This window comes from Sphingomonas sp. Leaf67, assembly GCF_001421965.1.
Taxonomy (GTDB): domain Bacteria; phylum Pseudomonadota; class Alphaproteobacteria; order Sphingomonadales; family Sphingomonadaceae; genus Sphingomonas.
Genome location: NZ_LMLP01000001.1, coordinates 914,336 through 939,121 on the forward strand (window position 1 = coordinate 914,336; position 24,786 = coordinate 939,121).

General features: G+C 66.4%; 20 protein-coding genes, 4 pseudogenes and 1 CRISPR repeat array. Of the genes and pseudogenes, 13 read left to right on the forward strand and 11 right to left on the reverse strand.

What is annotated here, in order from left to right; translation table 11 throughout:
- The first annotated feature begins 167 nt into the window (after positions 1-167).
- From ASE90_RS04370 to ASE90_RS20455, 10 genes and pseudogenes are all read left to right on the forward strand, one after another.
- Positions 168-1,658 carry a hypothetical protein gene (locus ASE90_RS04370; protein ID WP_055996397.1) on the forward strand — a complete coding sequence of 497 codons (1,491 nt, stop codon included), beginning with the start codon at positions 168-170 and terminating at the stop codon, positions 1,656-1,658.
- Positions 1,648-2,187, forward strand: a complete 540-nt coding sequence (casB, locus tag ASE90_RS04375) for a type I-E CRISPR-associated protein Cse2/CasB (protein WP_082449394.1) — start codon at positions 1,648-1,650, stop codon at positions 2,185-2,187. Before ASE90_RS04370 ends, casB begins: the two co-directional genes overlap by 11 nt.
- An 11-nt stretch (positions 2,188-2,198) precedes the next feature.
- Positions 2,199-3,410, forward strand: a complete 1,212-nt coding sequence (cas7e, locus tag ASE90_RS04380) for a type I-E CRISPR-associated protein Cas7/Cse4/CasC (protein WP_055996401.1) — start codon at positions 2,199-2,201, stop codon at positions 3,408-3,410.
- Positions 3,407-4,138: a type I-E CRISPR-associated protein Cas5/CasD gene (cas5e, locus tag ASE90_RS04385; RefSeq protein ID WP_200910774.1), complete on the forward strand. Its 732-nt coding sequence runs from the start codon at positions 3,407-3,409 to the stop codon at positions 4,136-4,138. The genes cas7e and cas5e overlap by 4 nt, the downstream gene beginning before the upstream one ends.
- Positions 4,135-4,905, forward strand: a complete 771-nt coding sequence (locus ASE90_RS04390) for a type I-E CRISPR-associated protein Cas6/Cse3/CasE (protein ID WP_055996408.1) — start codon at positions 4,135-4,137, stop codon at positions 4,903-4,905. The genes cas5e and ASE90_RS04390 overlap by 4 nt, the downstream gene beginning before the upstream one ends.
- On the forward strand, positions 4,906-5,826 hold the full coding sequence (cas1e, locus tag ASE90_RS04395; protein WP_055996411.1) for a type I-E CRISPR-associated endonuclease Cas1e: 921 nt from the start codon (positions 4,906-4,908) through the stop codon (positions 5,824-5,826).
- 4 nt (positions 5,827-5,830) lie between these two features.
- Positions 5,831-6,157 (forward strand): type I-E CRISPR-associated endoribonuclease Cas2e, encoded by a 327-nt coding sequence (cas2e, locus tag ASE90_RS04400; protein ID WP_055996414.1) that lies wholly within the window; start codon positions 5,831-5,833, stop codon positions 6,155-6,157.
- Between the two features lie 67 nt (positions 6,158-6,224).
- A CRISPR array of direct repeats spans positions 6,225-9,487; the repeat unit is 29 nt; unit sequence GTCTCCCCCGCACCCGCGGGGATCGACCC.
- Positions 9,488-9,850: 363 nt separating this feature from the next.
- Positions 9,851-10,107, forward strand: a pseudogene (locus tag ASE90_RS20445) (transposase); the annotation flags it as partial.
- A gap of 1 nt (position 10,108) precedes the next feature.
- Positions 10,109-10,374 (forward strand): annotated as a pseudogene (locus tag ASE90_RS20450) (transposase); the annotation flags it as partial.
- 1 nt (position 10,375) lies between these two features.
- A pseudogene (locus tag ASE90_RS20455) lies at positions 10,376-11,211 on the forward strand (IS256 family transposase); the annotation flags it as partial.
- A 43-nt stretch (positions 11,212-11,254) separates the two neighbouring features.
- On the opposite strand, the pseudogene ASE90_RS20460 reads toward ASE90_RS20455, so the two are convergent.
- Both ASE90_RS20460 and ASE90_RS18915 read right to left on the reverse strand, forming a co-directional pair.
- Positions 11,255-11,500, reverse strand: a pseudogene (locus ASE90_RS20460) (hypothetical protein); the annotation flags it as partial.
- 502 nt (positions 11,501-12,002) lie between these two features.
- Positions 12,003-12,353 (reverse strand): DUF6481 family protein, encoded by a 351-nt coding sequence (locus ASE90_RS18915; protein WP_082449542.1) that lies wholly within the window; start codon positions 12,351-12,353, stop codon positions 12,003-12,005.
- 299 nt (positions 12,354-12,652) lie between these two features.
- Here ASE90_RS18915 and ASE90_RS19505 point away from each other — a divergent pair, with 299 nt between their 5' ends.
- Positions 12,653-13,168, forward strand: coding sequence for a hypothetical protein (locus tag ASE90_RS19505; RefSeq protein ID WP_156361405.1), 516 nt, complete (start codon positions 12,653-12,655; stop codon positions 13,166-13,168).
- A gap of 694 nt (positions 13,169-13,862) precedes the next feature.
- Positions 13,863-14,318 carry a GAF domain-containing protein gene (locus ASE90_RS04410; RefSeq protein ID WP_055996416.1) on the forward strand — a complete coding sequence of 152 codons (456 nt, stop codon included), beginning with the start codon at positions 13,863-13,865 and terminating at the stop codon, positions 14,316-14,318.
- 93 nt (positions 14,319-14,411) lie between these two features.
- On the opposite strand, the gene mnhG is transcribed toward ASE90_RS04410, so the two are convergent.
- The 6 genes from mnhG to mbhE are packed head-to-tail and all read right to left on the reverse strand — an operon-like array spanning position 14,412 to position 19,956.
- Positions 14,412-14,786, reverse strand: coding sequence for a monovalent cation/H(+) antiporter subunit G (mnhG, locus tag ASE90_RS04415; RefSeq protein WP_235530376.1), 375 nt, complete (start codon positions 14,784-14,786; stop codon positions 14,412-14,414).
- A 2-nt stretch (positions 14,787-14,788) separates the two neighbouring features.
- Entirely contained in the window at positions 14,789-15,067 is a 279-nt protein-coding gene (locus tag ASE90_RS04420) for a monovalent cation/H+ antiporter complex subunit F (RefSeq protein ID WP_055996419.1), read from the reverse strand.
- A complete protein-coding gene (locus tag ASE90_RS04425) occupies positions 15,064-15,399 on the reverse strand; it encodes a Na+/H+ antiporter subunit E (RefSeq protein WP_055996422.1) in 336 nt (111 codons plus the stop codon). The genes ASE90_RS04420 and ASE90_RS04425 overlap by 4 nt, the downstream gene beginning before the upstream one ends.
- On the reverse strand, positions 15,396-16,862 hold the full coding sequence (locus ASE90_RS04430; protein WP_055996425.1) for a proton-conducting transporter membrane subunit: 1,467 nt from the start codon (positions 16,860-16,862) through the stop codon (positions 15,396-15,398). Before ASE90_RS04430 ends, ASE90_RS04425 begins: the two co-directional genes overlap by 4 nt.
- Positions 16,859-17,233 (reverse strand): sodium:proton antiporter, encoded by a 375-nt coding sequence (locus ASE90_RS04435; RefSeq protein ID WP_235531644.1) that lies wholly within the window; start codon positions 17,231-17,233, stop codon positions 16,859-16,861. The genes ASE90_RS04430 and ASE90_RS04435 overlap by 4 nt, the downstream gene beginning before the upstream one ends.
- Entirely contained in the window at positions 17,230-19,956 is a 2,727-nt protein-coding gene (mbhE, locus tag ASE90_RS04440; RefSeq protein WP_055996428.1) for a hydrogen gas-evolving membrane-bound hydrogenase subunit E, read from the reverse strand. Before mbhE ends, ASE90_RS04435 begins: the two co-directional genes overlap by 4 nt.
- A gap of 317 nt (positions 19,957-20,273) precedes the next feature.
- Between mbhE and ASE90_RS04445 the strand changes: the two genes are divergently transcribed.
- The gene (locus ASE90_RS04445; protein ID WP_162235043.1) at positions 20,274-20,831 is read left to right on the forward strand and encodes a GAF domain-containing protein; all 558 of its coding nucleotides are present in this window, start codon (positions 20,274-20,276) and stop codon (positions 20,829-20,831) included.
- 175 nt (positions 20,832-21,006) lie between these two features.
- Here the strand turns inward: ASE90_RS04445 and copD are convergent, their stop codons facing one another.
- The 3 genes from copD to ASE90_RS04460 form a co-directional block, all read right to left on the reverse strand.
- Positions 21,007-21,855 carry a copper homeostasis membrane protein CopD gene (gene copD, locus ASE90_RS04450; RefSeq protein ID WP_055996434.1) on the reverse strand — a complete coding sequence of 283 codons (849 nt, stop codon included), beginning with the start codon at positions 21,853-21,855 and terminating at the stop codon, positions 21,007-21,009.
- A 2-nt stretch (positions 21,856-21,857) separates the two neighbouring features.
- Positions 21,858-22,223, reverse strand: coding sequence for a copper homeostasis periplasmic binding protein CopC (copC, locus tag ASE90_RS04455; RefSeq protein ID WP_055996437.1), 366 nt, complete (start codon positions 22,221-22,223; stop codon positions 21,858-21,860).
- Between the two features lie 221 nt (positions 22,224-22,444).
- On the reverse strand, positions 22,445-24,637 hold the full coding sequence (locus tag ASE90_RS04460) for a TonB-dependent siderophore receptor (protein WP_055996440.1): 2,193 nt from the start codon (positions 24,635-24,637) through the stop codon (positions 22,445-22,447).
- Between the last annotated feature and the right edge of the window lie 149 nt (positions 24,638-24,786).

A 24,786-nucleotide genomic window follows, 5' to 3' on the forward strand; every position in this document is an offset into this window, starting at 1 on the left:
TCTGCGCTGACGCGCGGCTAGACCCATGCTTTTTTAAGTGAGGCAGGCTCCCCCGCACCCGCGGGGAAATGATTGATACTGCTGCAATATTTCCGTCCGATTTCGTTACATCTCCGCTTGCTTGCCTGCTCACATTCCAAGCAAGTTGTTGAACCGAGGGGGGGCTCATGATCGGTTGGCAGGACGAGGACGGCCGGGTGCATCGCGGTTCGCTGTTCGCGGCCTTCGCGGCGCTGGCGGACGGGCAGGCGTGGAGCTTTCCGGCACTGCGCCCGCACCACCGCGAGCCATGGCATGCGTTCACGGTACAGATCGCGGCGATGGCGCTGATCCACGCCGATACCGACACGCTGCCGACGGGTGAGGCGGCATGGCGCGACCTGCTGACGGGCCTGACCCCCGACCTGCCGGAGGCGTGGGAACTGGTCGTCGACGACTGGTCGAAACCGGCGTTGCTGCAGCCGCCGACGCTCGCCCCGACCGACCGCGCCGCGTACAAGAATCGCATCCCCACGCCCGACGCGCTCGACATGCTGGTGACCGCGAAGAATCACGACCTCAAACAGGAGCGCATGGCCGGCGCCAGCGATGAGGACTGGCTGTTCGCGCTGGTGACGTTGCAGACGACCGAAGGGTTTCTGGGTGCCGGCAATTACGGCATCTCGCGCATGAATGGCGGCTTTGCGTCGCGCATGAGCCTCGGCATCCGGCCGCTTGGCGGTGCGGCACGGGCGTTCCGGCGTGACGTCGCGCGGCTGGTCGCCGATGCCCGCGCGCGCGCCGACCGGCGGGCCGGCACCATGCTGCTGTGGACCGTCCCGTGGGACGGCACCCTGTCGCTGGCCTATGACGGGCTCGACGAACTCTATGTCGAAATCTGCCGCCGGGTACGGTTGCGGCGCACGCCTGCGGGCATCGAGGCGCTCGCCGCCGGGTCGAAATGCGCCCGCGTCGCGGCATCGGACCTGAAGGGTGCGACGCTCGACCCATGGGCACCGATGAAGGCGGACGGAACGACCAGCCACACCCCCAGCGGCGCGGGCTTCGGCTATCGCCAGATGGCGACGCTGCTCGACAAGACGAAGATCACCCTCCCCCGGCTCGCCAAGGCCGACCCCGCCGACGACCGGGAAGGGCTGGCGATCGTCGCCGCCGCACTGGTGCGCGGACAGGGCAAGACCGAGGGACTGCACCGCCGGACGGTCCGCACCCCCGGCGCATTGCGCGATGCAGAAGGCCGACCCCTGCCGATCAACCGCATCGGTGAGGTCGCCGGCAAGCGCGCCGAAGAGGGATTTCAGGCCAGTCGCCGCCTCAGCCGCGCGTTGATCTCACTGGTACAGGGCGGGCCTGACAAGGCGCGGCTGGACGATGACTCCGCCAAGAAAAAGATCGAACGCTGGATGAACCGGTTCAACGAAACGGTCGACGGCATCTTCTTCGACGGACCGTTCTGGGCAGAGGTCACCGCGACCGACGACAATCATCGCATGGCCTGGCGGACGACGCTGCGCGACATCGCCACCGACACCTTCGCCGTCGCCGCCGAAGCCGCGCCCGGTACCGAGGTCCGCCGGGTTCCGGCCCGCGCCCGCGCCGGATCGCTGCTCCACTACGAGATGAAGAAATGGGTCGAGGAGGCCGAACATGGCGAGTAACCCCGCCGCCACGGGCGCAGCCCCGACAACGGCGACACCGCCCGACGACTGGATGCGGTCGATCTCACGACAGCTGCACGGCATGTCCAGCGGCGACCGCGCGGCATTGCGTCGGATGGAACTGACGAAATCGCCCGCGGCCGATGCGGTCGCGATCAAGATGTTGCTCCGCGCGGAAGTACCGCAATCGCGCATCGAGCAGGACTGGACCCGAATGCGTCTGATCGGCCATTTCGCCGGTCTGTTGTCGGGTACGGCCGCGCTGTATCCGCATGACGAGAAACGCGGGGTCGGCGCTGCCTTGTTCGAGGCTGGCGTTTCGGAAAAGCGGCTGCTGCGCCTGCTCGCCAGCCGTGGCGAGGCGCTGGTCGATCAGTTGGCGCTCGCCATCCGCATCCTGTCGCGGGGGCGCCAGCCGGTGAATCTGTGGGACATCTATCACCTGCTGGGCGGCGATCCGGTCAAATCGGACAGCGCCCGGCTGCGCATGGCGCGGCACTATTACGCCGCGCAGGCCAAATCGAACTGAAGGGATTTCGCATGACGACCACCGCAACCGACGGCATCGTGCCGAAATTCATCCAGATCCATTTCCTCGCGGCATGGCCGGGTGCCTTGCTCAACCGCGACGATGCCGGCCTTGCCAAGCGCCTGCCCTTCGGCACCGCCACGCGGACCCGTGTGTCGTCGCAATGCCTGAAGCGGCATTGGCGCATGGCCGACGACCGCCACGCGCTGCATGAACTGGCGAAGCGCAACAGCGTAGAGGGCGTCCGCTCGAAACAGGCGATCGAACGCGAGGTCACCGGCCCGCTGCGCGCCCGGTTCGACAAGGATATGGTCGACGCGGTCGAGGAAGCGTTCATCACCAAATTCTATGGCAAGAACGCCAAGGACAAGCAGCAGCGGCAGGCGTTGCTGTTCGGTCGCCCCGAACTGGCATGGCTGGCGTCCGAGGCCGAACGCCTGCTCGCCGAAAGCGCCAGCGCAGCCGGGGTGAAGGCGGCGGCCGAGATCTGGGTCAAGGAACAGAAGAACAATCTGAACCAGTTGCGCGACCAGAATTTGCTGGCGGCATCGCTGGAGGCCGCGCTGTTCGGGCGGATGGTGACCAGTGACACCAAAGCCAATCGCGACGCGGCGATCCATGTCGCCCATGCCTTCACCGTCCATGCGATGCAGGCCGAAACCGATTATTTCACCGTCGTCGACGACCTCAGCGACCGGGAACAAGGTGACGATGCCGGGGCCGCGGGCGTATTCGACACCGAACTAACCTCCGGATTGTATTACGGTTATGTCGTGGTCGACGTACCCTTGCTGGTATCGAACTTGACCGGTTGCGACCGCAAGGACTGGACCGGCGACCACGACCGGACGCTGGCCGCGCAAGTGGTCGAGCATCTCGTCCACCTCGTCGCTGAAATCTCGCCCGGTGCGAAGAAGGGATCGACCGCGCCCTATAGCCGCGCCGAACTGGTGTTGATCGAGGCCGGCGACCGCCAGCCGCGTACGCTGGCCAACGCCTTTCGCGACGCGGTCACGACCGATCACGATCCCGAAGGCTCGCTCGGTCAACGCACGGCTCAGGCGATGGCAAAGCACCTTACCGACTATGATACTCTTTACGAAACCGGCGAAGCTCGCCGCCATACCGCTATGCCCGACCTTGCCCTGACCGGCATCGCCAACGGCCCTCTGCGCGCGCTGGCCGCATGGGCCGGATCGGTCGTACGGGATGCGACTGCGTGAAACATCTGCTGCTCGATTGCGACGCGCCGTTGATGAGCTTCGGCGGCGATCTGGTCGATGCCTATGGCGTGGTGCGCGATTTTCCGTCGAAGTCGATGGTCGCCGGGCTGTTCGCCAATGCGCTGGGATGGGAACGCTTCGACGTCGATGCCCATGCCGCGTTGCAGGCGAGGCTGGTGATCGGATCGGCGCGGGTGGTCGAGGGACGGCGCGAGCGCGAGTTCCAGACCGCGCAGCTCGGTGCCAATGATCGCGGCTGGACCACCCGCGGGCGGGTGGAGAGGCGCGCGGGCGGTGCCGACACCTATAAATCGCCGCATATCCGCTATCGCGACATGGACGCCGATGCCCGCGTCCTGATCGCCTGTCGGCTGGAACCGGCGGACGCCGCGCCCGATCTCGATGCATTGGCGGAGGCACTGTGCCGCCCCGAACGTCCGCTGTTTCTCGGCCGCAAGCCGTTCCTCCCGTCGCGCCCGCTGTTGCTGGGCGAGGTGGAGGCCGATACCATCCCCGACGCGCTGACGCTGGGGTTCGCGAAGATCGAGCTTCGCCACCCCGCCGCAATCCGCGCACAATGGCCGTTCGGCGAACCGACCGGCGGCGTCGTTGCACCGGATGCGCAGACCGAGGAACTGACCGACGAACGCCACTGGCCCGCCGGGGTTCATGCCGGGCTGCGTCGGGTGATGGTCGGCCGGCTCGACTGGCCGGGGTTCACGCCATGACCCTGTACCTCGCCCGTATCGGCATTGATGTCCGTGCGCTGGCGGCGTTCGCAGTGGCGCGGCGGCTGAGCGACGAGGATTTTGGTTATGCGCTGCATGCCGCGCTCCTCGCACGGTTCGGCGATGCCGCGCCGCGCCCGTTCCGGTTCCTGCCCGACCATGGGAAGGGGCCGCATCTGCTGGGCTATGTTCAGGATCGTGCCGCGTTCGACGACGCCGCAGCACTGCCAACGGCCGATACCGATGTCCAGGCGGTGTTCGACGGCGATCCCAGGCTACAGCCGATGCCCGGGACCTGGCGGGAAGGCGCGCGCTACGGCTTCGAAGTGCGGGTGCGCCCGGTCGTACGGTTCGGCAAGACGGTTCGCGCAGAACGTGCCGGCCGATCGGACGCATGGCAGCGCAACGCGGGCGAGATCGACGCCCATGTCGCCGCGCGCGAACGGATCGAACGGGCGGGCGGCGACCCCGACACCGTCGACCGGGCGGCGGTCTATATCGACTGGCTGACAACGCGCCTCGCCGGTACCGCGACGCTGGACCATGCCGACCTCCGGCTGTTCCGCCGCACGCGCGCCTTGCGCAATACGCACCGCAGCGAAGGACGCCGCACCCACCGGGTCGAGGGGCCGGACGCGCTGATCGGCGGAACGCTGACCATCGCCGATCCGGCGGCCTTTGCCGGGTTGCTGGCCAAGGGGATCGGGCGGCATTCCGGCTTCGGCTATGGCATGTTGCTGCTCGCCCCGCCGACCCGGGCCGGGTAGATGCTGTCCGGCCGCCTCGGCCTTGAAAAGGCTCGGATTCCCCATGCCGACCGGCAGGGGCTGGTATGGCTGGATCGCGGACGGCTGGAGGTGGAGGATGGCTGCCTGCGGTTCGTGACGGCGGGCGGCGGGGCGCTGGGCGCGGGCGATTACCAGATTCCGTATCATGCCATCTCGATCGTGTTGCTGGGGCCAGGGTCGAGCGTTACCCATGACGCGCTGCGCCTGCTCGCCCGCCATGGCTGCGCCTTGGCGGCGATCGGCGACGGGGCGGTGCGCTTCTACACCGCGCCGCCGCTGATGCCCGACAGTTCGGCGCTGGCCCGCGCGCAGGTCCGCCGCTGGGCCGATCCGAAGCTGCGCATGGAAACCGCACGCGCCATGTACGCGATGCGCTTCGGCGAGATCGTTCGGACCCGCGACATCGCCGTGCTGCGCGGACAGGAGGGCGCGCGGATCAAGCGCGCCTATGTCCTTGCCGCCGAACGCCACGGCATCGTGTGGAACGGTCGCCGCTACGACCGCGAAAACCCGGAGGCCGGCGACCTCGCCAACCAGGCGATCAACCATGCCGGATCGGCGATGACCGCCGCCGCCGCGGTCGCCGTCGCCGCGACCGGCGCGATCCCGCAACTGGGCTTCGTCCACGAGGATTCGGGGCAGAGCTTCGTGCTCGATATCGGCGATCTGTATCGCCACGACGTGCTGCTCGACATCGCCTTCGGCGCGGTGCGCGAAGCGCGGGCACGGGGGGCGGCGCCGATCGAACGGCTGGTCCGCAAACGCGCCGCACTGCTCTTCCGCCAGCGCAGCGTGATCCCCGGCATGATCGACCGCATCAAGGCATTATTGATGCCGGCCAGCGCGACGGAGCCGCCCGGTCCGTCCGCCGTCACGCCGCTATCGTCCGATCACGGCTGACGCCGTGCCGCTGACCGTCGTCATCACCCGCGACGTCGAGGACCGCTATCGCGGCTTCCTCGGCTCAGCGATGCTCGAACTCGCCCCCGGCGTCTACGCCCAGCCCCGCATGAGCGCCGGCGTGCGCGGCCGCATCTGGACCGTCGTCGAGGAATGGCACACCCGCCTGCGCCGTGGCAGCATCGTCATGTGCTGGGCCGAGCCGGCATCGGCGGGTGGCCTCGGCCTGTCGGTCCTTGGCGAACCGCCCAAGGACGTGGTCGCACATGACGGCATCCTCCTGGTCCGCCGCGCATTGTCGGGACGCCAGATCCCCGAACCGCCGGGGTAAGGTTCTGAAGGGTGCGCGACAGGCGATCTTTGACATTGTGAACGAAACGAGGCAGTTGACCGGCAGAGTCTCCCCCGCACCCGCGGGGATCGACCCTTCCAATCGGATTGGGTAATCGACTTCCCCCCGTCTCCCCCGCACCCGCGGGGATCGACCCCCGCCAACGCAAACTGCCATGTCATGTCCGCTGTCTCCCCCGCACCCGCGGGGATCGACCCTCGGGCTTGCGGGCGACGGTGGCGGCACTGGCGTCTCCCCCGCACCCGCGGGGATCGACCCTGGTGCCGGATTGCGGCAGTCGCTTCCTCGCCGTCTCCCCCGCACCCGCGGGGATCGACCCGCCGACGAGGTCGCGAACCTGGTCGCCGAAGAGTCTCCCCCGCACCCGCGGGGATCGACCCGCCGCCGAATATTCCGGATCCGACTGGATATCGTCTCCCCCGCACCCGCGGGGATCGACCCTCGCCGGCTATGATCTCGAAAACGCGCGCGAGGGTCTCCCCCGCACCCGCGGGGATCGACCCGCACTTCAGGTCGCTAAGAGCCTCAACCTTTCGTCTCCCCCGCACCCGCGGGGATCGACCCAGGGTGCCGGCCGGGTCAAAGCCCGGCCAGCGGTCTCCCCCGCACCCGCGGGGATCGACCCGATCCTAGCACCTTGCGGAATATCAGGGGGGCGTCTCCCCCGCACCCGCGGGGATCGACCCGACCCGTTCGACTTCTACGCCGAGATCGAGGAGTCTCCCCCGCACCCGCGGGGATCGACCCGCATTCGGGGCGCTGTGCATCGCGGTCGGCAAGTCTCCCCCGCACCCGCGGGGATCGACCCGAGCAGCGCGGCACCCTGTCGAGCATTACTTCGTCTCCCCCGCACCCGCGGGGATCGACCCCATGTGCAGTTCGGCAACACGCTGGGCGCTACGTCTCCCCCGCACCCGCGGGGATCGACCCTGCGAGAAAATCGGCCCGATCGGCCCGACCTTGTCTCCCCCGGACCCGCGGGGATCGACCGCATCCAAGTCTTGCGTTCCCAAATGCTTTCCAGTCTCCCCCGCACCCGCGGGGATCGACCCGCTCGGCACTGACGGACCACGCCTACCGGTTGGTCTCCCCCGCACCCGCGGGGATCGACCCGACGTTGCTCTCGATCGCGCTCGACAGCGCGGGTCTCCCCCGCACCCGCGGGGATCGACCCGTGAGGAAACGCTTCGGTTCGTCTACGAGGCCGTCTCCCCCGCACCCGCGGGGATCGACCCCGGGCGGGGATGACGTTCATCGACGGTGCGCCGTCTCCCCCGCACCCGCGGGGATCGACCCCGAGGACCCCGAAGGCGAGCCGGTCGACGGTAGTCTCCCCCGCACCCGCGGGGATCGACCCGCCACCTAACGGCGGTAATCCGACTCCCACAGGTCTCCCCCGCACCCGCGGGGATCGACCCCTTGAAGACCCGGTTGAGGAAATCGAGCGCCGGTCTCCCCCGCACCCGCGGGGATCGACCTTCGGCAATGGTCTTGCGCGGCTGTCGCGGTTCGTCTCCCCCGCACCCGCGGGGATCGACCCCTGCGGGTCGACTATCCGGTGGTGATTACTGGGTCTCCCCCGCACCCGCGGGGATCGACCCGGCGTGAGCATGGCGATAGACTTCGACGCGATGTCTCCCCCGCACCCGCGGGGATCGACCCGGATTCGGCAGGCAGTGATCCTATCACCGTCGGTCTCCCCCGCACCCGCGGGGATCGACCCTTCCTGCGCATCGGCATGTTCGTGCCCCCGCTGTCTCCCCCGCACCCGCGGGGATCGACCCGGCGCAGATCAATTCGAGCGGGAACGGCGACCGTCTCCCCCGCACCCGCGGGGATCGACCCGCTGCGAGCAAGGCCGATACCGCGCTGGACAAGTCTCCCCCGCACCCGCGGGGATCGACCCTGGTGACCAGTCGTCAGCTTGGCATGACGATCGTCTCCCCCGCACCCGCGGGGATCGACCCGCTGGCATGGCGTGCGCTCAATGCCGGAATGCGTCTCCCCCGCACCCGCGGGGATCGACCCATGACCACCATCATCGCAAAGCACGGCAAGACGTCTCCCCCGCACCCGCGGGGATCGACCCGCGACCGGGACGGGCTGGCATAAGGACATAGAGTCTCCCCCGCACCCGCGGGGATCGACCCCGTCCGCCGGCTGCAGCTTGATTTCGCCATCAGTCTCCCCCGCACCCGCGGGGATCGACCGCAGGTCGGCAACATCAAGCGTGGCGCGTCGACGTCTCCCCCGCACCCGCGGGGATCGACCCCTGATCGCCTACAAAAAGGGCACCGCCAACGCGTCTCCCCCGCACCCGCGGGGATCGACCCCAGTCGCCCAAGGGCAAGGCCGTGCTGGAGGCGTCTCCCCCGCACCCGCGGGGATCGATCCCGGCTGTACGCAGGCGAATGGATGGCCTCGACGTCTCCCCCGCACCCGCGGGGATCGACCCTGGGCTTCGCGATCACGTCGGGCCGCAGCTACGTCTCCCCCGCACCCGCGGGGATCGACCCCAACAAGAACCTCGCGGCCGTCCTTAAAAGCTGTCTCCCCCGCACCCGCGGGGATCGACCCGACCCGAATGCGCTGGCATGGCGCTACGGCTGGTCTCCCCCGCACCCGCGGGGATCGACCCAATCCCGGATTCAGTGAGGGGGGAGCCGGTGCGTCTCCCCCGCACCCGCGGGGATCGACCCCGTCGTGCCATTATGGCGGATTGCGACGACTAGTCTCCCCCGCACCCGCGGGGATCGACCCTACGAGGCTACCGACAAGCGTTTGGGCATTGGGTCTCCCCCGCACCCGCGGGGATCGACCCGACACCTCTCCCACCGCACCCAGTTGCAGCCCGTCTCCCCCGCACCCGCGGGGATCGACCCGCCGGGGGTTATCGCCCTTCGTGATGTTGCTGGTCTCCCCCGCACCCGCGGGGATCGACCCAACGGACAGGTCGGCACCACGTTGGCGCTGATGTCTCCCCCGCACCCGCGGGGATCGACCCTGCCAGCGGCGGTCAAGCGCCAGACCGCCAATGTCTCCCCCGCACCCGCGGGGATCGACCCTCCTTTTCGGCCGCCACGTTGCCGCTTTCGGCGTCTCCCCTGCACCCGCGGGGATCGACCCGACCGGTCGGCGGATAGCCCGATCAGCACCGTGTCTCCCCCGCACCCGCGGGGATCGACCGTATCTGGGACGCGTCCAGCCCATCCGGTGCCGGTCTCCCCCGCACCCGCGGGGATCGACCCCGGGCGAGCGCGTCTTCCGCGTGATTGCGCCAGTCTCCCCCGCACCCGCGGGGATCGACCCGCGGCCAAGGCGTCGGGCTTTTTCAAGCTCGAGTCTCCCTCCGCACCCGGGAATGTTCAATTCAGACTCTGTAGACGTTTTCTGGCGAGGAAGATGTCGAGGGTGATCTCGAGCATCTGTTGGGTCTTGGAGGCGCGCTTGGTTCGGCGGTTGAAGCGGGCCAGCATGTCGCGAAACGAGGCGTTTTGGACGATTCGATCAGATGCGTCTGCGCCTTGGTCTGTTGGTGGGTTCGGGCGCGCCGATCCGCGCGAAGGCGAGGTGGTAGCAGGAGTTGGCGTCGGTGAAGATGGCGCTGATCTGGCCGGGCCTGTCAGGAATTTCGTGTGCGGACGGGCATAACGGGAACGAAGGAGCCCCGATATGTCTCGACGCAAAGAGCCTGCGATACCGAATGATCTTCTGGATCAGCTGTTGGCCGGGGTGACGGCGCCGGCAATTCGCGCAACGGCTACGGTCGGAAGACGATCACGACTGATACGGGCAAGCTGGCGATCGACGTACCGCGCGACCGGCAGGCTAGCTTCGACCCGCAACTGATCGCCAAATACCAGCGGCGCTTCCCCGGCTTCGATGAGAAGATCGTGTCGATGTACGCGCGGGGCATGAGCACCCGGGAGNAGCTTCGACCCGCAACTGATCGCCAAATACCAGCGGCGCTTCCCCGGCTTCGATGAGAAGATCGTGTCGATGTACGCGCGGGGCATGAGCACCCGGGAGATCACCGGGCACCTGCACGATCTGTATGGCATCGACGTGTCGCCAGACCTGATCTCGACGGTGACCGACGCCGTGCTCGACGAGGTGGCGACCTGGCAGCAACGGCCGCTCGATCCGGTCTATCCGCTCGTCTTCTTCGACGCCTTGCGGGTGAAGATCCGCGACGANCGCCGTGCTCGACGAGGTGGCGACCTGGCAGCAACGGCCGCTCGATCCGGTCTATCCGCTCGTCTTCTTCGACGCCTTGCGGGTGAAGATCCGCGACGAAGGCATGGTGCGCAACAAAGCCATCCACATCGCGCTGGGCGTTCGCGCCGATGGCACCAAGGAGGTGCCGGGCCTGTGGCTAGAGCAGAAGCCGAACGCCCGGACGATGATCCGGGGGATCATCGTCAGTGAGGCTGGGCGCCAAATTCTGGCTCAGGGTCATGAACGAGCTCAGGAACCGCGGCACCGAGGATATCCTCCTTGCCGTCGTCGACGGGCTGAAGGGCTTTCCCGATGCCATCACCGCCGTATTTCCGGAGGCAGTCGTCCAGACATGTATTGTCCATCTGCTTAGAAATTCGATGGATTTCGTCTCCTGGAAGGACCGCAAGGGCCTCGCGACAGCGCTGAAGGAAGTCTACCGCGCACCCAGCGCCAAGGCGGCCGAGCAGGCGCTGACGGCCTTCGAGGCCGGGCCCTGGGGCACCCGCTACCCGGCCATTGGCCAGAGCTGGCGGCGCGCGTGGGCCGAGGTGATCCCGTTCTTCGCCTTCCCCGACGAGGTCCGACGGATCATCTACACCACCAACGCCATTGAAGCGCTCAACTCAAAGCTGCGCCGGGCCGTGCGTGCCCGGGGGCATTTCCCCAGCGACGAGGCCGCCACCAAGCTGCTCTACCTGATCTTGAACCGCTCGGAGAAAGAGTGGAGGATGCCGCCACGTGAGTGGACCATGGCCAAGGCCCGGTTCGCCGTCATCTTCGGCGAGCGCTTCATCCGCGCCATGGCGGCGTAATGTGCATCCGCCCGCCCGCACACGAAATTACTGACAGTCCCTCCACGGCTACTGCCTCCTCTTCGATCGTCAGCGTCGTGGACCTGGCCTCTTTGGGTCCGGTCCGCAGACCGACCGTCAATAAACGTTTGCGCCACTTGGCGATCGTCTTCTGGTCGACGCCGTGGCACCTTGCCAGCGCTCTCAGGCTCTCTTTACTATGTTATATCGCTCGACGGACAACCTCGGTCTTCGTGGCGCTCCCGCGCAAAACCTGGCGCTTCCTTCCACTCGCTCGTGGTTGTCGCACCACCAATCACCGGGAGCAAACAGCTAGACTGACGTATGATACGTGGGGTGACCATATGCCTTCCTGACAACGGCGGGCATCGACCCGCTGAGGATCGCCTCCCTTTCCCCAGACGGACCAGACGTCTGCGGTTTGATCGGCGCTGCATCCATGCGGGCTACCCGTCGTAGCAATCTTGACGACCGGGCAACGCGACGAAGGCCTTGAAAACCCGGTTCGGCGTTCGCCTCTAGCCGGGACCACGCGGTTGGTTGACCACGGTGCCCGACGAAATGCTTCTCCGCTCGACAGATTCAGCGTTTGAGCAATCGCGAATGGCCCGTCGCGCTTGCCGGATGGCCTAAGGCGCCATCGAACGGTAGAAAATAACCGATGCGGGCAGTCGCCTGCACCGACTCCCGCTCGACCACCGCGATGGCTCAGTCGATGTTGCCATCGACCTGCGCGCGCGGAATGCTCCCGGGTTCGCGGTCACGCAGCTCCGGGAAAGACGATCAAACCGCTAGTTTCGGGCTTTGCGTGCTGCGTACCGGGCATCTCGCGCCGCTTTCAGTTCCGCTGCCGTCGGTACCTTCGGAAGCTTCGCCTTTGCGGCTTCTGCTTCTGCAAGGGCGGCTGCTTCAGCGGCCGCTTTTGCCTGTTCCGCGGCTTCCTTGGCCAAGGCAGCGGCCGCGAGCTTCGCAGCCTGCCGCTCGGCCTGCGCAGCTTCTCGTGCTTCACGGGCAGCTTTACGCTCTGCCACGACGACTGGGTCAGGTTCGGGTCGTTGACGATACTGCTTCAACGCCTCCAGTTTGGCTGCACGAGCAGCAGCAGTACGCTCGTTGAAATCAGGGGTCTTGAATGCCGGCATCAATATGTCCCAAGGACGGGGCAATATCGCCCCGGAAACCATATAACGCTTTACGCCGTTCGCAGAAGAGGCATCCGGTCGTAAATTTACGAACACTCGCCGCCGTTACCGATCGCATCTACTCGCCGGAACGTGATCAACGACGCGCATGACACGGTCCGAAAATTCTGATCGACGGCATTCGACCACAACGCGGTACCGGCATTCTCGTCGGACTGTCCCTACATCGACGTATCAAAGGAAGCATGCCTTGAACATCCCGACACCGCGCGCCAGGCAGCTGTGCGTTTCGACCAGCCGTGACGATTGAAAAGCTCAACATGACCGTAAACCCAGGCGCAGCGTCGGTCTATCGCGGGCGGTCACCTGCGCTTGACGCCTTGCGCAGCGGTGCCGCTCGTGCGGAACGGCTCTATATCGGCCGCGCCCTTCGACTTGGACTACATATTGTACCAGCGATGGTGGCGCTGAACGTGCTTCGGGAGCTCGACCTGTTGTTCACCTACGCCATCAACGAACGCGCTACCCGGTCAGGGCTGGCAACCTGCCCAGCCGATGCGCCGTCGAGGATCAAGCTATGCGTGCTTTCGTCGATCTGCCCGACCAGCGCCAGTGATCGGGACCGATACCGCACAAATGCTTTGGACAGAGTACGCCTCGATCGCACTGCATGCCATGCGTCGGGGCACTCGCCGATGGCAACTGGCATGGACGATGATCGGATCGCCAAGATGCTGTCGGCAACGGTTTGTTGGCATGTCCTCACCGCTGAAAAACTCGGAGCTTCCGATCGAGGTACGGTAACAAGCCGTTGAGCCTCGACGCAGAGCGCTTGCCTCACCAGACTCACCCCTTTGATACAGCTTCCACGCGCAGGATGGAAAGGCCGCCCCGCAACGAGAAGCATCTTACCGTGATCGAACGGCCGACCATTCTTTCGAACTGCGGCCGCATATCTATCCCGGCACGGTTCGCCGCTACCGGGTCCACGTCCCGGAAGGTTACAAGGCGCGGCAAACCCGAACGGATTGCTCCGCATTCCGGTCGTCCTCGACGCACGGATCTGCCGTCACGCGACACCACCGCCTACAGGCTCGTTCGTCACGACAGGCCACCGGGCAACGCATTGTCCCGATACGTTGCGGATTCGTAATCCCGACCATCGCGAGGAATATGATGCCGTTTCCGATGATCGCACGCATGACACCGGACGAACTCCTGCCGGCGCAATGCGACGGATGCCGACGCCGGAGCGATACTCCCATAGGCCGTGCAATCGATATGGCCAGATCAGCGCCCGCAACCATGAACGTTCGCAGGGCCATTCGACATTCTCAGGGAACACGATGGACCGCCGCCAATCAGCGGCTCCTGCCACCGACCATCCAGAATTCCGCCGGTGACACGACGACTGCCCTTTACCTAAACCTATGGCTTGGTTAGCTTTATCTTTAGAAAAAACACAGGAGGGCGCTTGTGGGAGCGTACGGGCCGATCGGGGCGAACGAGATGCAGCGGCAGGCAGCCGTCGATCGGACCGGCATCACACGGCGTGCCAACAATCCGGCACTGCAGTCGATCGTCGAGGACGCGGCCCGGCTTGCCAAAACACCAATAGCGGCGGTGACGATCATCGATCGTGCCCGACAGTGGTTCGCGGCTCGGATCGGGCTCGACGCGGAAGAGGGTCCGCGTAGCGAAGCGTTCTGCGCCCATACCATCTTGAGACCCGGCGAGCCTCTCATCGTGCTGGACACGCTGGCGGATGTTCGGTTCGCAAGAAATCCAGCAGTGATCGAGGCACCGCATATTCGCTTCTATGCAGGTATACCGCTGGTCAACCGCGCAGGGTACGCGCTTGGCGCACTCTGTGTGGCCGACACGGAGCCGCGATTGGATACGTTCGACATCTACGCGCTGAGCCATCTTGCGAGGACGGTGGAGCGACTGGTTAGTTCGACCTGATCCCCCGGCGAGCATCCTGTGCCAATCCATCGAGCCCGATCGCGATTACCGGCCCAAGGCCGCGCGGCCGGTCGGGCGACGACTGCCCGGCATCTACCGATCGCCCGACGGCGGCTTTCCTGCCGCGAACTGTTCGTCGCTGGCCAGTGGATCGTCGGTGATCCCGTCGAGCGGCGTACGCGCCACATAGGTTGCCCGGCCGAGCAGTTGTGCGCCGAAGGGTAGGGTTACGAGCAGGAAGAGGATCGTCAACAATCCCGTCTGCGGCCGCGCGACTTCGCCCAGCAGCATCGCGCCGACGATCACCAGCGCCGTGCCGAGCGTCCCCGCCTTCGTCGCGCTGTGCATCCGTTGCAATGCGTCGGGCAGGCGGACGAGGCCGATGGCGGCGACCAGCAGAAAGGCGACCCCGGCCGCCATCAACAGCACACCGGCGGACATCGACAGGGAAATTTCGGCGAGCGCCATGGTCAGGGCTGCTTTCGCTGTTCGAGGAAGAGAGCGAACGCGGACGTCGCGACGAAGCTGACGAGCGACAGGACCAGCGCGACGTCGAGAAAGCCGCTGCGCCCCGTTGCGACGGCGGTCAACGCGGAGAAGGCGACCGCGATGGCGGTCAGCATGTCGAACGCGACGAAGCGGTCGGCCGGCGTCGGGCCACGCAGCATCCGCCACGCCGCCAGCGCCAGCGCGACGCCGAGCAGTGCCATCAGCCCCCACGCGATGCCGGCCAGATCGAACGCGATCATGCCGCCAACTCCCGTATCCAGCGTTCGTACAACCGCCGAAACCGCGCGATCGTCGCGAGTGGATCGGGCGCGTCGAGCACGTGGAGATACAGCCGGCGGCGATCGCCCGACACATGCAGGCACGTCGATCCGGGCGTAAGTGACGTGAAATAGGCGAGCAGCGCTACCGCCCATGGCTGTCGAAGGTCGGTCGTCATCACGAGAATGGCGGGCCGGTTCCGCAACCGGGGGCGCAACACTACCGCCGCCACCCGAAACGACGAGAAGACCAGATCCCACAGGAACACCGCCAGCAGGGCTGGGACGGCAACGATCCGCCGCACGATGGTCATAGCCCCAACTCCGTCAAGGTGCGCGCCGAGGTTCGTGCGACGACCCACAGCGATTGTGGGAACAGCCCGATGGCAAGCGTCGCGGCGGACAGCACCGCCATCCCCGCCTTCATCGCGGTCGGCACGCGGCGCGGCTGGCGATCGGTCGGCAGCGCCTTCCAACAGGTTTCCGACCACAAATTGGCGACCGAAACGATCGTCAGCAGCGCGGCGATCAGCGCGATCAGCGCCAGCCAGCCCATGCCGGCATCAACCGACGCCCGCAGGACGAACAGCTTTGCCCAGAAACCGGAGAGCGGTGGAATACCCGCCAGCGACAGCATCGGCACTGCGAACAGAAATACGAACCACCGGTCCGACCGCACCATGCCGCCGCTACGCTTCAGGTCCCAGCTGCCGGTCGCGCGGCGGATCGCACCGATGCCAAGGAACAGGTTCGCCTGCACGATCATTGAATGAATCATGGTGAAGGTCGCCGCCGCCAGTCCCATCGCCGACCCGATCGCCAGCCCGGCCGCCATATACCCGACCTGCGCCACGACATGATAGCCGATCAGCCGGCGCATGTCGGTCTGCGCCAGCGTCGCCAGCGCGCACAGCAGCATCGTCACGGCGGCCAGCACGGCGATGACCGGATACAGCTGCGCCGCGCCGCTGCCGAACATGCCGGCCATCACGAGCATCAGCGCGAAGAAGCCCATCTTCGTCATCAACGCCGCAAACACCGCCGCAACCGTCAACGGCGCGGCGGCGTAGGAAGCGGGGAGCCAGACATGGAAGGGGGCAAGACCGGATTTGAGTGCAAAGCCCGACAGCAGGAGCGCCGCGGCGACGCCGGTCGTGACGCTGGGCGGGCGCGACTTGAGGATCGTCGCGAGGCTGGCCATGTCGAGCGTGCCGGTCACGCCGTAGAGCAGCCCGATGCCGATCAGGATCGCCGTCGCACCGACCATGCCGAACACGGCATAGCGGGTCGCACCGCCGACCTGATGCCGCCGCCGGTCGAGCAGGATCAGTCCCAGCGCCGCGACCAGCGCCAGTTCGAACCAGACATACAGGTTGAACAGGTCGGTCGTCAGCAACGCGCCGTCGACCGCCCCGATCAGCGCCAGCATCAACGCGTCATAGCCCGCCCGCCGCCGCCGGTCGCCGATGTCCGCCCGTGCGAAGATCGCCGCGGCGCAGGCGACCAGCGCCACGACGGCGACCAGCGCGACGCCCGGCAGGCGCGCGGCAAAGCCCACGCCGATCCCGCCCGGCCAGCCCCCGAAGATCGTGACGGCAAGGCTGTCGCGATCGAGCGTCCGCAGCAACAGCGCGAACGATGCGAGCACGGTCAGCGCGACGATGCCGCCCGCGAACGGCTCAACCAGCCGCGGCCGCCGGCGCAGCACCATCGCGACCGCGCCGCCGGCCAGCGGCAGGACGACCGGCGCCAGCAACAACAGGGCGTCGGGCATCATGACGGTTCGACCGGTTTGGTCGTGGGCCGTGGTTCGACCAGATCGAGATCGCGCGCGTCGAGCGATCCCGTCGCGTGCCACCCGCGCAAAACGACCGTCGCGAGGATGACCGTCAGGGCGAGGCCGATGACGATCGCGGTCAGGATCAGCGCCTGGATCGTCGGATCGGCCGACACGCCGAGCGTCTTCGCCCCCTCCCGGATCAACGGCGGTTGCCGCCCGCCCCGTCCACCGGCGACGAACAGCATCAGGTTCGTGCCGGTTGCCAGCAGCGCCAGCCCCAGCAGGATCCGCACCAGATTGCGCGACAACACCATATGCAGCGCACAGGCGATGACGATCGCAGCGGCGACGGCGTGGAGCAGGATCATCGTACCGCCTCCTTCTGCAATCCGAAGAGATAGGTCAGCACCGCGCCCAGCACGACCAGATAGACGCCGATGTCGAACAACAGCGTCGTGCCGAGTTTCGGCAACCATCCGCCCGGTTCCCACCATGTATGGGTCAGATACGCCCCGCCGCCGATCATGCCCGGCAGGCCGCTGGCCACCGCCAGCAACAGTCCGGCCCCGACCAGCACGGTCGGTGGCATCCGCAAGCTGCGCGCTGCGGCGATCGGCCCGCGCGCCAGCGACAGGACGGCGAAGGCGAGCGATGCGACCAACCCGCCGATGAACCCGCCGCCGGGCTGGTCATGGCCGCGCCACAGGATCGCGACCGATGCCGCCAGCAACAGCGCGAACAGCGGCCCCGCCGCCATTGCAAAGCCGAAATGGACGTCGCCACGGACGGGGCGGTCTTCGTCGCCCGGACGGAAGAACAGCGCCGATCCCAGCAGCGCGGCGGCGGCGATGACCGCCGTTTCGCCCAGCGTATCGAACGCGCGGAAATCGACGAGGATGACGTTGACGACATTGTGCCCCCGCCCGGCGATATAGCTCATCCGACCGAAAAAGTCGGAGGCCGGCGCACCATGGATCGCCGCCGCCGCGTCCAGCGTCGCGACCAGCAGGACCAGCGCCAGCGCCCCGGCGAGGCCGGCATCGACCCACCGCTGCGCCGGGTTGCGCGTCCGCCCGGCAATCAGCGGCAGCGTCGCCAGCATCGCGGTCAACAGGACGACCAGCAACGCCTCGACGGTGAACTGCGTGATGGCGAGGTCGGGCGCACCGCCGGTCATGAACAGGATCGCGACGGCGAAGCCGGTCAGGCCGACGGCCAGCATCGTCGTGATCAGGTGTTGCGACCGCGCCGCGACGACGGCACCGACGACCGCCGCCAGGGCGATCGCGGCATCGGCCAGATGCGGCATCTCACCGACCGCGATCCGCACCGGCGCCCCGACCGCGACGATCGACCACCCGGTGATGCCGGCGATCGTGGCGAGGACGATGCCCAGCAAGACGCGCAGATCGCTGTGTTCGGTCCAGTTGACCGCATGCGCCGACAGCCATGGCAGCGCCCGCTGACTCGATTCCCACAGGCGTTCGATCGCAAAGCGTTCGAACCGGTCGCTATCGCGCAGGAACAGGTGAATGCGACGCCAGAACACCGAGATGGCGATGCCGACGACGACGACCAGACCACTCAGCAACAGCATCGGCGTGACGCCGTGCCATACCGCGACATCGACCGGGATCGGCCGACGATAGACCGCCGCGACCGCCGGGCTGACGACCACGCGCTCGATCCATCCCGGATTGAGGCTGAGGAACAGGCCGAGCAGCGACAGGAACAGCGGCGGCAAGCCCAGCGACAGGCTCTCGCGATTCTTGAACTCGATCGGCGCGCCGGGCTTCAGGAAGAAGGGCCGCAGCGTCACGACCGACGCGACGGCGACCATCACCGCATTGACCAGTACGGCGATCGCGATCGGTACGCTTTCCCAACTGCTCTCGATCTGCGCCTGGAACAGGAATTCCTTGGTAATGAAACCGAAAAAGGGCGGTATCCCCGCCATCGACAGGCTGGCCCCGATACAGGCGAGGGCAGTCAGCGGCATTTTCCGGGCGAGTCCGCCCAGCGCGCGCAACGATCCCTGTCCGGTCATGTGCAGCACCGATCCGGCGCAGAAGAACAACGCCGCCTTGTACAGCGCATGGGCGATCAGGAAGCCGATCATCGCCACCGTCGCGGTCGGCCCGTCCAGCCCGACCAGCAGGACGAGAATGCCGAGCGAGGCGATCGTCGAATAGGCGAGCGCCGCCTTGAAGCTCTCCGCCCGCAACGCCTGTACCGCCGCGACCAGCATGGTGATGCACGCGACCGCAATCATCACGTTGCGGCCCCACACCGTTGCCGCGATCACCGGTTCGAACCGCGCGAGCAGATAGATGCCGAGCTTCACCATCGTCGCGGAATGCAGGAAGGCCGACGCCGGCGTGGGGGCCTGCATCGCGTTGGGCAGCCAGAAATGGAACGGGAACTGGGCCGATTTGGTGAAGCCGGCGATCATCACCGCGACGATGATCGGTGCTGACCAGCTACTCGCGATCAGCTCCGGCGTGCGATCGATCGTCTGCGCGAGCGAGAAGGTGCCCAGCACATGCGCGATCATCGCCACCGCCGCGACCAGCGCCAGCCCGCCGCCCGCCGTCACCTGCAACGCCATCAACGCTGCGCGCCGGGCCCGCGCGGAACGGCTGTCGAACCCGATCAGCAGGAACGACAGAATGCTCGTCGCCTCCCACATCGTCACCATCAGCAGCAGATTGTCGGCGAGCACGGTGCCGAGCATCGCGGTCATGAACAACAGGATCAGCGTGAAGAACCGTGCCCGCTGATGCCGTGGCTTCCCCGTCAGATAGCCGCCGGCATAGACGATCACCAACGTCCCGATCCCGGTAATCAACAGGCAGAACAGGAACGAAAATCCATCGAGCCGCAATGTCAGGTCCAACCCGACCGAGGGTGCCCAGTCCTTGCCCTCGCCCCGCACCCATCCACGCTCGACGATGTCGGACATGCGGATAAACGCCGCGAACAGGCCGAGCGGGAACAACGCGATGATCAGTCCGGCACCACGCCCCATGAACCGGGCGATCTGCGGCAGAAGGCAGCTGCCGACAAGCGAGACGAGGAGCAGTACCAGCATCCGACTGCCTTCGTACAACCGCCGGGATCAAGCAAGTTTGGCGCTTGCTAAATCACATTCCGCGTTTTTTTGACGCGAAGACGCGACGAAACGTCGACAGGGTGGAACGGCCCGGGGTTCCGGCGATGCCCGGCATCGTGGGGATGGTAGCGGACAAGATTGGTAACCACAGCATCCGTCAGGATGGAGTAACGTTGCAGTTAACGTGACGTGTTGCGGGGGCAGCATGGGCTAAAACGAGACAGTTCCAAAATAATCGTTGGTTGTTAACGCGTTCCGGGCAGTTAAGGACGCCGATGATAGCGAAGGGGACTTTTGTGGGCGTCTCGTATTTTTCTCCGCCGCCGACAGGGGCCAATGATCCGGAGCGCGAGCGTGCCGTGATCGAAACGGGTGTGCTTGAGGCCAGGGGCGATGCGGTGCTGGAAGCGATCTGCACCAAGGCTTGCCGGCAAGTTCTCGGCAAGGCTTCGTTGCTGTCGGTTCTGTACGGCGAGACACAATATGTGATCGCTGCGCATGGATTCGCGATCGGCGCATATCGTCGCAGGAATTCGCTGTCGGGGCATGCGCTGTACGCTGACGACGATCTGTTCGTCGTGCCTGACCTTTGCGCTGACAAACGATTTGCCGAGAACCCGTGGGTAAATGGTGAGGTGGGCAGGTTCCGCTATTACGCGGCATCGCTGATCCGCCCGCACGGCCGACTGCCCGTCGGCGTCATCAGCGTCCTCGACGACAAGCCGCGCCCGTCCATCTCGTCGGCGGAGCGCAACGCCATGTTGGCCGCCGCCGTTGAGGCAGCCGCGCGGATCGTGCAAATTTCGCACGATCGGAACACTGCCCCCGTCCCCACCCCGCCGGGCGACAGCTGACGTCCATCGCAACCGTTGGCATCGATGACGCTCCCGAAGTTGTCGGCGTCGATGCATCCCCCCCGGATGCCGATACTTCGTTTTCCATGTGACCGGCCCCGGGTCGCGTCAGCGCCCTGCGTTCCCGATTGCCCGAAGGAAAGCGCGCTCAGGCGTCCGACAAACGCAGATGCGTTCAGGAAGCGGCCGACACCGGTGGTTCGAGCGTGCCGGCCCAGCCGATCAGCAGTATAATCAATATGGCAGCGGCGAACTCGATCGACAGGCTGATCCGTAGCGCGCGCACGTCGCCGCTGGCGGCAAGGCGCGGAGTCAGGACGAAACGGTTGGCCGCGGCGAGCGCCAGCATCAGGGCGAACAGCGCCAGCTTGGCGAGCAGCAACCGTCCGTACAGGGTGTCGCCGAGCCGGGCGACCCCATCGATGCCGACCATCATGGCTGCGTTGACGATGCCGGTCAGCAGGATCGTGGCGACGATCGCCGTGCCCATTCCCGCAAAACCCGCGAGTGCATCCCCGGCCTGCCCCGATCGGCGCAGCGCCAGTCCGACGAACACCGTCAGCGCCCCGATCCACGCCCCCGCTGCCAGAATATGCAGGATGTCGGCGACCAGATGCCGCCAGCCCGCCGCCCCCTCGTGCATCGCGCCATGGCCGTTCCACGCCAGCGTTGCGCTGGCGATCGCGGCCAGCAGCGCGACGAGGGTGAAGCGGGGCCGTGGCACGAGCAGCGCGACCAGCATCGCCACCAGCGCGGCATTGCGGATCACGAAGGCGGTGCCCGGCGTCGTCTCGCGCACCAGCATCCATAGCAGGTCGCGATCGAGCGATCCGACCCCCGCCCCGGTCATCTCCGCCGCCATCAGGGCGAAGGCGACACCGGACAGGAGCAGCGCGGCGACGGTGGTGACGATCAACCCCCGCCGCCCGGCCAGACCTTTTCGGGCGAACAGCGCCAGCCCGAACGTCGCCGGCAGGACTGCCAGCAACAGGCCGCGCACAACGACGAACGCGGCCGCGTCCAAGGTCAGCCCACCGTGATCGTGTAGCTGCCGGTCACCCGGTGGGTATCGGTCGATACCACATGCCAGTCGACACGGTAGCTGCCACGCGGCAGCGGACGGGCCAGCGTCAGCACCAGCGAACTGCCGTCATTGCCGACCTTCGCGGTGGCGGGGATGCGGTGCGGGCCCATGCCCGGCATCGGCAACATGGTCAGTTCCGCACCGGACAATGGCGCGACCAGCTTCTCGGAAAAGGTCAGCGTCAGCGTCTTGGGACCTGCCGCGACCTTCGCGTCGGCGGCCGGCGTCGCCGACACCAGCTTGGGATGGGCAAATGCCGGGGCAGCGAACAGGGCAGCAGCGGCGAAACCGGTCAGGATGTGACGCATGGGCAGATACTCCGGATGGGGGACGGCGAACCACCGTCCCCGATATGTACGCAGGCGAAGCGATCGCCCCTCAACCGATCATTCCGGCGCGTGCGCCACGATGAAAACCAGCGTCGCGCATGTTCGATGCGTGCAGCGGGCGTTGGCGGGTCATGACACCTCACATCTCGCTAGACGATCGGACGACGGCCGGCGCGTGGCAGGCGCCGGCCGAGGGTAGTTCAGTAGGAATAGCCGACGCGGACCATGAACTGGCGCGGCGCGCCGGGCAGCGTCCACAGCCGCGAATAGGAGCTCGGGAAATAATGTTCGTCGAACAGGTTCGTCACCTCGCTCGACACGCGCAGCCGCTCGGTTGGTTCGTACGACGCCATGACCCGGGTCAGCGTATAGGCGGGCAGATAGTAGAATTCGCCGTTCGCAAAGCGGAAGCCGGTCTCGCCCAGCCGCTTGCCGACGTAGTTCACGCCTGCACCCAGCGTCAGCCGGCTGCTGCCGATATCGAAGTCCTTGAACAGCAGCGCGCTGCCGCTGTTCTTGGGAATGTTGAGCAGCGGATCACCCTCGCGCAGGCCGAAGCCGAAATTGGGGTCGAGCGCGTTCTGCGCCACTTCGGCATCGATATAGGCGTAATTCAGCTGGACCCGGAACCCGGCCGGCAGGTTGCCCGACAATTCCGCCTCGACGCCCTTGCTGCGCGCCTTGCCCACCGCCAGCGAAAAATTGGCGTTGATCGGGTCGGCGGTCAGCACGTTGTCCTTGGTCGTCTTGAAAAAGGCGAGCGTACCGGTCAACCGCTTGCGTAGGAGCGATATCTTCGCCCCGGCTTCATAGGACACGGTGCGTTCGGGTTCGAAGGCGTTGTTGTTCGCGTCGGTCCCGTTGTTCGGGCGGAAACCGCGACCGTAATTCGCGTAGATCGAGACATCGTCACCGAACAGATAGGTCGCGCCGACCGACGGGCTGAACGCGGTCTTTTCCTGCATCGTGCGACGCGCAGCGACGCGGTCGTCGACGATCTGTTCGAAATTGTCGAAGCGACCGCCAAAGCGGACCTTCAGCGCATCGGTCACGTCGACCTGATCCTGCAGATAGGCACCCCAGCTATTCTGCCGTTCCACATAGCTCTGGAACCGGCCGGGGACGGGCAGCTTGCCATAGACCGGGTTGAAGATGTCGATGCGGTTGCCGAGTGCCAGATTGCCGGCAGTCTGCGACGCCACGACGGGCGGGCGATAGCGGTTCTGGACGACATCGAGCTGGTAATCGTCCCAGTCGGCGCCGACGATCATGTGATGCTGCAGCGGCCCGGTGCCGAATTCTCCGCTCACTTCCCCGCGGAAGGTCAGGTCGGTCGTCGAATAGTCACGTTCGCGGCGCTGGCGCGACAGGGTGGTGCCGTCGGTATAGATGCGCTGACGCCCGGCAGCGAGTTCGGCTTCGGTCGACACGCCCTTGAAGAAGGTGTCGCGATAGCCGACGCCCAGCACCAGCGACCAGTCGGGGCTGAAGTCGTGCTGCAACTGCGCCTGATGGCCCATGGCGCGGACATGGACCGGGCCGTCGCCGGGCTCGCCGAAAAAGCGTTCGCGCGGCACGAGCTTCAGGTCGCCGGTCGGCGCGACGATGCCGCGGTCGAAGACGACCTTCTGATCGATATATTCGAATTCATAGCTGATCGAGCTGTCCTGCCCGAGCTTGGCGAGGATCGACGGCGTGACCGTGACCTTCTCGCTCGACAGGAAATCGCGGAAGCTGTCCGCGGACTCGGCGGCACCGGTCACGCGCACCGCGACCCGGTCCGACAGCGGTACGTTGAAATCGCCTTCGCTGCGGAAATTGTTGTAGCTGCCCGCCGACAGGATCACGCCACCATGCAGGTCGAAACCCGGCTTCTTGGTGATGATGTTGACGGTACAGCCCGGCTCACCGCGCCCGAACAGCGCCGAATTCGGCCCCTTCAGCACCTGCACCTGCTGCACGTTCGACGTGTCGCGCGCGCCGCCATAGCCGCGGGCGGCGTTGAAGCCGTTGACCAGATAGTTGCTGCCCGCACCTTCGTCACCGCTGAAACCGCGACAGGCGAACACATCGAACAGACCGCCGAAGTTGTTCTGCCGGGCGATGCCGGTCGCGAAGTCGAGCGCGTTGTCGAGCCGGGTGATGCCGGCATCCTTCAACGTTTCCGACGACAGGATCTGGATGCTCTGGGGCACCTCGATCGTCGGAACGTTCGCCACATATTGCTGGCGAACGCCCTCGACGACGATCTCGCTCTCGCCGGGCTGCCCCGCCTCCTCGGGCGCGGTTGTCGAGGCAGTCGTGGCGGCGGCCAGTTCCTGTGCCGACACCGTGGTCGGTGCCAGAAGCGCCAGATTGGCGGCGCTGAAGAAAAGCAGATGTCGGTTGCGCATTTGAACCCCCAAGCGTGAAACGGCTATCGCGTCGTCCTCGACCTGATGGCGTCCCGACCTTCGTCCCGGTTTCGATGGACCGGCTGGTCGATGTAGCGCCACCTCTGCGGCATCTGCATCATGCGGGGGGGGCTCAAGCATTTTGTTGC

What these genes read in the sequence shown, in the direction of transcription:
- ASE90_RS04370 (WP_055996397.1), top strand. Translation starts at nt 168, where the DNA reads ATGATCGGTTGGCAGGACGAGGACGGCCGGGTGCATCGCGGTTCGCTG.
- casB (WP_082449394.1), top strand. Translation starts at nt 1,648, where the DNA reads ATGGCGAGTAACCCCGCCGCCACGGGCGCAGCCCCGACAACGGCGACA.
- cas7e (WP_055996401.1), top strand. Translation starts at nt 2,199, where the DNA reads ATGACGACCACCGCAACCGACGGCATCGTGCCGAAATTCATCCAGATC.
- ASE90_RS04390 (WP_055996408.1), top strand. Translation starts at nt 4,135, where the DNA reads ATGACCCTGTACCTCGCCCGTATCGGCATTGATGTCCGTGCGCTGGCG.
- cas1e (WP_055996411.1), top strand. Translation starts at nt 4,906, where the DNA reads ATGCTGTCCGGCCGCCTCGGCCTTGAAAAGGCTCGGATTCCCCATGCC.
- ASE90_RS18915 (WP_082449542.1), bottom strand. Translation starts at nt 12,353, where the DNA reads ATGCCGGCATTCAAGACCCCTGATTTCAACGAGCGTACTGCTGCTGCT.
- ASE90_RS04410 (WP_055996416.1), top strand. Translation starts at nt 13,863, where the DNA reads ATGCAGCGGCAGGCAGCCGTCGATCGGACCGGCATCACACGGCGTGCC.
- mnhG (WP_235530376.1), bottom strand. Translation starts at nt 14,786, where the DNA reads ATGGCGCTCGCCGAAATTTCCCTGTCGATGTCCGCCGGTGTGCTGTTG.
- ASE90_RS04420 (WP_055996419.1), bottom strand. Translation starts at nt 15,067, where the DNA reads ATGATCGCGTTCGATCTGGCCGGCATCGCGTGGGGGCTGATGGCACTG.
- ASE90_RS04425 (WP_055996422.1), bottom strand. Translation starts at nt 15,399, where the DNA reads ATGACCATCGTGCGGCGGATCGTTGCCGTCCCAGCCCTGCTGGCGGTG.
- ASE90_RS04430 (WP_055996425.1), bottom strand. Translation starts at nt 16,862, where the DNA reads ATGATGCCCGACGCCCTGTTGTTGCTGGCGCCGGTCGTCCTGCCGCTG.
- ASE90_RS04435 (WP_235531644.1), bottom strand. Translation starts at nt 17,233, where the DNA reads ATGATCCTGCTCCACGCCGTCGCCGCTGCGATCGTCATCGCCTGTGCG.
- mbhE (WP_055996428.1), bottom strand. Translation starts at nt 19,956, where the DNA reads ATGCTGGTACTGCTCCTCGTCTCGCTTGTCGGCAGCTGCCTTCTGCCG.
- copC (WP_055996437.1), bottom strand. Translation starts at nt 22,223, where the DNA reads ATGCGTCACATCCTGACCGGTTTCGCCGCTGCTGCCCTGTTCGCTGCC.
- ASE90_RS04460 (WP_055996440.1), bottom strand. Translation starts at nt 24,637, where the DNA reads ATGCGCAACCGACATCTGCTTTTCTTCAGCGCCGCCAATCTGGCGCTT.